Origin of the sequence: Pseudomonas sp. R62 (genome assembly GCF_000257605.1) — a bacterium.
GTDB classification, from domain to species: Bacteria; Pseudomonadota; Gammaproteobacteria; order Pseudomonadales; family Pseudomonadaceae; genus Aquipseudomonas; species Aquipseudomonas atacamensis.
Genome location: NZ_JH635999.1, coordinates 2,007,889 through 2,013,540, shown reverse-complemented (window position 1 = coordinate 2,013,540; position 5,652 = coordinate 2,007,889). Strand labels below are relative to the sequence as shown.

Sequence of the window (5,652 nt, the reverse complement as noted above, 5' to 3'; positions counted from 1 at the left end):
CGACAAGACTGCAGAAATCCTCGGCAGCATGATCTTCGAAGGCGCCGATATCATTCGCTCGCGCATCAAGGATTACGACATCAAGTGCGACTATCGCCCGGGCGGTATTTTCGCGGCGATGAACAAGAAACAGCTCAACGGCCTGGCCGAGCAGAAGCGCAACTGGGAACGCTACGGCAACCGCAATCTGAAGATGCTGGATGCAGCGGATATTCGTCGCGAAGTCGGCTCCGACGCCTACGTTGGCGGCTTGCTGGACATGCAGGGCGGCCACGTTCATCCGTTGAATCTGGCGCTAGGGGAAGCCGCCGCCATCGTGCGTTTGGGCGGCAAGATCTACGAGCAATCGGCGGCGGTGGAAATCACCTACGGCGAGCCGATCACCGTGCGTACTGCCAAAGGTCTGGTCCGCGCCAAATACCTGTTGATCGCCGGCAACGCTTATCTACCGCAAGGCCTCGACAACCGCGTCACCGCGAAAAGCATGCCGTGTGGTTCGCAGATCGTCGTCACCGAACCGCTGACCGAGCAGCAGGCACGCAGTCTGATCACCAATAATTACTGCGTCGAGGACTGCAACTACCTGCTCGATTACTACCGCCTGACCGCTGACAACCGCCTGCTTTACGGTGGTGGTGTGGTCTACGGCGCGCGGGAGCCGGACGATATCGAACAATTGATCCGGCCGAAGATCCTCAAGACCTTTCCGCAGCTCAAGGACGTGAAGATCGACTACCGCTGGACCGGCAATTTCCTGCTGACCATGTCGCGCATGCCGCAATTCGGCCGTATCGAAAAGAACGCCTACTACATGCAGGGCTACAGCGGCCACGGCGTCACCTGCTCGCACCTGGCCGGCAAACTGATCTCGGAAATGATCCGCGGCGATGCCGAACGCTTCAACGCCTTCGCCTCGCTGCCGCACATGCCGATGCTCGGCGGCCGCACCTTCTCCGCACCGCTTACCGCTCTGGGCGCGGTCTACTACTCCCTGCGCGACCGGTTCGGCGTCTGATTGACCTCACCGGCGACGGTCCGAAAGACCTCGCCGGTTTTTCACTTATGCAAAACCACTGATGTCCACTGTGGGAGCGAGCCTGCTCGCGAAGAGGCCAGCCCAGCCACACTCGCTTTTGCTGACCTGCTCAAAACCAAATGTGGGAGCGAGCTTGCTCGCGAAGGAGCCATGTCAGCCAAGATCTTCGTTGTCTGACACACTGCTTTCGCGAGCAGGCTCGCTCCCACAGTGACTGTATTGCCAAGGCCAACAGGACTTTTGCCGCACCATCCATCGAACCTGCTGAGCAACACCCGCAAACGTGATTTAATAGCCGCCTTTCACGGTTCCGGGACACGGGAGCAACGTGATCCGCGCGACCTGCGCGTCACCCGCCACCCACCCCCATCGCCCTTAAGTCGCTCTTACATAAGGCTGTCATGGATACGGGTTCTCGACTCAAACTAGTACGCGAAAGCTACAAACTCTCCCAGCGCGAGCTCGCCCGGCGTAGCGGCGTGACCAACGCGACCATCTCGCTGATCGAACAGAACCGCGTCAGCCCCTCCGTCAGCTCGCTGAAAAAGCTGCTCGAAGGCATACCGATGTCCCTGGCCGATTTCTTCACCTTCGACCAGCCCCCGCGCGAACACCAATACGTATTCCGCGCCAACGAACAACCCGACCTCGGCCGCCACGGCCTGCGCCTGCTGCTCATCGGCGCCTCGGTGCCCAGCCGCCAGATGCGCCTGCTCCGCGAACAATACGCCCCCGGCGCCAGCTCCGGCGAAGAGCCGATCGTGCATGCCGAAGGCGAAGAGTGCGGGCTGGTCACGCGCGGCACGGTGGAACTGACCGTGGACGGGCAGGTGAGTGTGTTGAGTGCGGGGGATGGTTATTACTTTCCGACGACGTTGCCGCATAAGTTTCGCAATATCGGCGCGGATGAGGCGGAGATTATCAGTGCGAATACGCCGGCGAATTTCTGATCGGATAACGCATTATTTTTTTGTTGACCCGGCATCTTTACGAGGTGCCGGGTTGTTTGTTCCTGCCATTCGTCAGCCTTCCCGCATTTTCCCCGCGCACGCGCTTCCAATGCATACCTTACCCCCGCAAAGGAACCGCCAACATGCGCCCAGTCAAACTCGCAGCACTGACGCTAGCCACCCTGCTATCCGCCACTTCGCTCTACGCAACAGCCGCCAACGACACCCCTGAACCCACCGCTAACGACGGTAACAGCCAGACCAATCCTAGTGCGCCGGAAGACATTCATTCCAATGGCGCCACCGTGCCCAAAGGCACGCAGGGCAACACCACCAACAATGACGGCTCTACACCTTCAGGTTCCAAGCCCAGTGGTTCGAAGCAATCGAACGACAGCGGCACCAGCAGCGGTGCTGGTGAGGGTTGAAGCTGTTTGCAGATGCAGCAAGCCCGGCATTAAGCCGGGCTCTCTATCAGGCAATCCTCGATGACCGAGGTTACTTAGCCTTCCAGTTTCCGCCACTGTTCTCACAATCAATCTTTGCCTGCGCCAGGTGCTCGCCGTCGTAGTAATACGTGGTGACTTTGGCGTTGTCGGGCATGTTCAGCGGTTTGGCGCTTTTGTCTTTGCTGGTCGAGTGCGGGTTGGCCAGGGATTCCTGGGTGAGGCGGGCGGTGCAGGTGGCCTGGTAGTGGTCGTCGCAGCGATCGACTTTTTTCTTGGTGGCGTGGAGGGTGTCCTTGGTTTCGTTGCTGCAGGACCAGTTGATGGAGTCCACGGGCATGCCTTCGTATTCGTAGCAGCTGTGGGTTTCCACCGCTGGCACCGAGGCGCTGGAGGAGCGGGTCTGGACGTCGCAGCCTTCGGCCATGACGCAGGTGGGTATGATGGCGAACGTGGCGATCAGGAGCAGCAGTCGGGTTTTCATCGGCAATTCCTCTCCAATGGCGCCGCGTCTGATCGGTGATTTGGCGCTTGTCTGGTTTCGAGGCGGCGAGGGCGGGCAAGGTTCAATCGGTTTGCGCTGAGCGATCTTCGCGTACACTGCGTAACAATCAGAAACATTCAGCGCAGGATTCGATTCCCATGGCCCCAACCCTCGAACGCGCCATCGCCATTGCCGCCACGGCCCACACCGGGCAAGTCGACAAGGGCGGCGCGCCGTACATTTTGCATCCGCTGAAAGTCATGTTGCGCATGAATACGCTGGAAGAGCGCATCGTCGCTGTGCTGCACGATGTGGTCGAGGATTGCGGGGTGAGCCTGGATGATTTGCGCGGGGAAGGCTTCAGCGAAGAGGTGCTGGCGGCGATTGCGGCAGTGACCAAACTGCCCGGCGAGTCCTACGAGGACTTTGTCGACCGCGCCGCGCAAAACCCGATCGGCCGGGTGGTGAAGCTGGCGGATCTGGAAGAGAACAGCGATATATCGCGGATTGCCTCGCCGAGTTGGGAGGATCTGGAGCGGATCGAGAAATATCGGCGGGCGATTGCACGCCTTCGCGCATAGAAATGCCAATCCCCCTGTAGGAGCTGCCGAAGGCTGCGATCTTTTGGGACGCAGAGCGTCCCCGGCTGCATTCCCACGCAGAGCGTGGGAACGATCAGATCGCAGCCTTCGGCAGCTCCTACCAGGGAATGGTGGTGTCTCACAAAATAGCCAGGAAGGCGAACTATGAAATCCATTGTGTGCTTGTTGATTGCGGCCGGTTTCGGCGCGTTATTGCAGTTTGAAGGCGTACCCCACGGCTTGCTGCTGGGCTCGATTGTCGTAACCGCGTTGTTTGCCAGTAAAACCGGCATCGCCCCGGTAACTCCTTATGGACTGGGCTACATCCAGGTCACGCTGGGCATCGCCACCGGGCTGATGTTCGAAGCATGGGACAGCGAAACGGCGTCGACGATGTTGCCCAGCCTTGGCGTATTGCTGATCTGCCTGACCGTACAAATTGCACTCGCCGGATGGTGGCTGACACGCGGCGCCGGCTGGAACCGCACCGATGCACTGCTGGCGGTGTATCCCGGCGCATTGGCCGCAGTGTTCGATTTGCTTGAATCGGAAAAGGCTTCGAGCAAAGTCATCATCGTGCATCTGATGCGGCTGCTGTTGATCACCGTGCTGGTGAGTTTGCTCATTCCCGGGCAAGCGGCGGTGGCTGAAGTCGCCAGCGATCCGTTGACCACAGGCATGGCGCTGACCGCGTTCTCTGTCATCGCGCTGAGCGTATTGCTCGGCCGCTTGCTGTTGCTGGTCGGCGTCCCGGCGCCATTCATGCTTACCGCGATTCTCATAACCGCTGTATTTGTGAAGTCGGGATGGCTGCACGGCTTTCACATGCCGGAGTGGAGCCTGAACCTGGCCGCACTGATCCTCGGCGTGCGCATCGGCTCACGTTTTCAGGGACTGGGCATCGCAGAACTGGCGCGACATGGGCGCACGGCGTTGGTCTCTGTGGGTTTGATGATCGTCGTCGCAGCGGCGTTTGCCGAGGTGGCTGCGCGCTGGCTGGGCAGTGATCCGCTGTCGCTGTGGCTGGCTTACATGCCGGGCGCGATCGAGACGATTGCGATTGTCGCGTTTGGTGGCGGGCTGAATGTGGTGTTTATCCTGACGCATCATCTGAGCCGGATGGTGCTGCTGCATTTTGCCCCGGCGTTGTTGGTGCAGGTCAGGCGTGGCCCAAGGCAATCGCGAACGACACGACGATCATGCAGGCGAAGGCGAAGTTGAGATTCATGGGCTGTTCATCCTGAGCTTTTGAGAGTGGGGCCATTGTGAACAGGCGCAGCGCAAAGAAAAAATTCGCCGTGTTGATTCCAATGATCGAAAGCATTGATAGCCGTTGCGTTTGTATTTGCCTGAGACTTTCGCTAGTGTCGCTGAAACCTGCAACTACAAGCAAAAACAGGCATAACCATGCACGACCACTCCATCGCCGAATTGCCGTCCCTGCGTCGGCAGAAAATCCTTTTGCTTCTCGAACGTGACGGCAAGGTCATGGCCTCCGAGCTTAGCCAGCATTTCGCGGTGTCCGAGGACACCATCCGCCGCGACCTCGCCGAGCTGGACAGCGCTGGGCTGGTGCAGCGGGTGCATGGCGGGGCGCTGCCGCGACCGAAAGACTCGGGCAAAGATTACTTCACCCGCCTGGATGAGACCGACGAGGTCAAACTACGCCTGGCGCAATTGGCGGCGCAGCACATCGAGGACGGGCAGATTGTGCTGTTCGATTCCGGCTCGACCACGTTGCAGGTCGCCCGCGCATTACCGTCCGACATCCGCATCACCGCGGTGACCGCTTCCCCACTGACGGCGATTGCCTTGTCCGAATACAAAGGCGTGAAAGTGATTCTGGCGGGTGGTGAATTGAATCCGCATTCGATGTCGGCCAGTGGTCAGGAAGCGCTGCGACTGCTGGCGGGGATCAAGGCGGATCTGGCGATTACCGGGGTGTGTGCGATTCATCCCGAGGTCGGGATTACCTCGCTGCATTTCGATGAAGTGCCGATCAAACAGGCGATGCTCGACAGTGCAGCGCGGGTGATTGCGGTGACCACGTCAGACAAGCTGGGCGCGGTGGAGCCGTTTGTGGTGGCGCCGTGTACGCGCCTGCATATGTTGATTACCGAGCGGCATCCCGGGTCGGGGAATGTCGAGGATTATC

At 59.7% G+C, this 5,652-nt stretch carries 7 protein-coding genes; 6 read left to right on the top strand and 1 reads right to left on the bottom strand.

Going from position 1 to position 5,652, the window contains the following annotated elements; genetic code table 11:
* The 3 genes from OQK_RS26915 to OQK_RS26905 all read left to right on the top strand — a co-directional run.
* Positions 1-1,015: NAD(P)/FAD-dependent oxidoreductase (locus OQK_RS26915; RefSeq protein WP_016775179.1), on the top strand; the 1,015-nt coding region annotated here is incomplete at its 5' end.
* A 422-nt stretch (positions 1,016-1,437) separates the two neighbouring features.
* Complete coding sequence (locus OQK_RS26910) at positions 1,438-1,986, top strand: cupin domain-containing protein (protein ID WP_011333561.1); 549 nt, start codon at positions 1,438-1,440, stop codon at positions 1,984-1,986.
* Positions 1,987-2,129: 143 nt separating this feature from the next.
* Positions 2,130-2,414 (top strand): hypothetical protein, encoded by a 285-nt coding sequence (locus OQK_RS26905; protein WP_016775178.1) that lies wholly within the window; start codon positions 2,130-2,132, stop codon positions 2,412-2,414.
* 70 nt (positions 2,415-2,484) lie between these two features.
* On the opposite strand, the gene OQK_RS26900 is transcribed toward OQK_RS26905, so the two are convergent.
* Entirely contained in the window at positions 2,485-2,916 is a 432-nt protein-coding gene (locus tag OQK_RS26900) for a hypothetical protein (RefSeq protein ID WP_016775177.1), read from the bottom strand.
* 158 nt (positions 2,917-3,074) lie between these two features.
* Between OQK_RS26900 and OQK_RS26895 the strand changes: the two genes are divergently transcribed.
* The 3 genes from OQK_RS26895 to OQK_RS26885 all read left to right on the top strand — a co-directional run.
* Entirely contained in the window at positions 3,075-3,497 is a 423-nt protein-coding gene (locus OQK_RS26895) for an HD domain-containing protein (protein WP_016775176.1), read from the top strand.
* 165 nt (positions 3,498-3,662) lie between these two features.
* Positions 3,663-4,718 (top strand): AbrB family transcriptional regulator, encoded by a 1,056-nt coding sequence (locus tag OQK_RS26890; RefSeq protein WP_016775175.1) that lies wholly within the window; start codon positions 3,663-3,665, stop codon positions 4,716-4,718.
* 186 nt (positions 4,719-4,904) lie between these two features.
* On the top strand, positions 4,905-5,652 hold a 748-nt coding region (locus OQK_RS26885; protein ID WP_016775174.1), incomplete at its 3' end, for a DeoR/GlpR family DNA-binding transcription regulator.

Excerpts from the sequence above, each read along its gene's own strand:
- OQK_RS26890 (WP_016775175.1), top strand. The coding sequence starts at position 3,663 with ATGAAATCCATTGTGTGCTTGTTGATTGCGGCCGGTTTCGGCGCGTTA.
- OQK_RS26910 (WP_011333561.1), top strand. The coding sequence starts at position 1,438 with ATGGATACGGGTTCTCGACTCAAACTAGTACGCGAAAGCTACAAACTC.
- OQK_RS26900 (WP_016775177.1), bottom strand. The coding sequence starts at position 2,916 with ATGAAAACCCGACTGCTGCTCCTGATCGCCACGTTCGCCATCATACCC.
- OQK_RS26895 (WP_016775176.1), top strand. The coding sequence starts at position 3,075 with ATGGCCCCAACCCTCGAACGCGCCATCGCCATTGCCGCCACGGCCCAC.
- OQK_RS26905 (WP_016775178.1), top strand. The coding sequence starts at position 2,130 with ATGCGCCCAGTCAAACTCGCAGCACTGACGCTAGCCACCCTGCTATCC.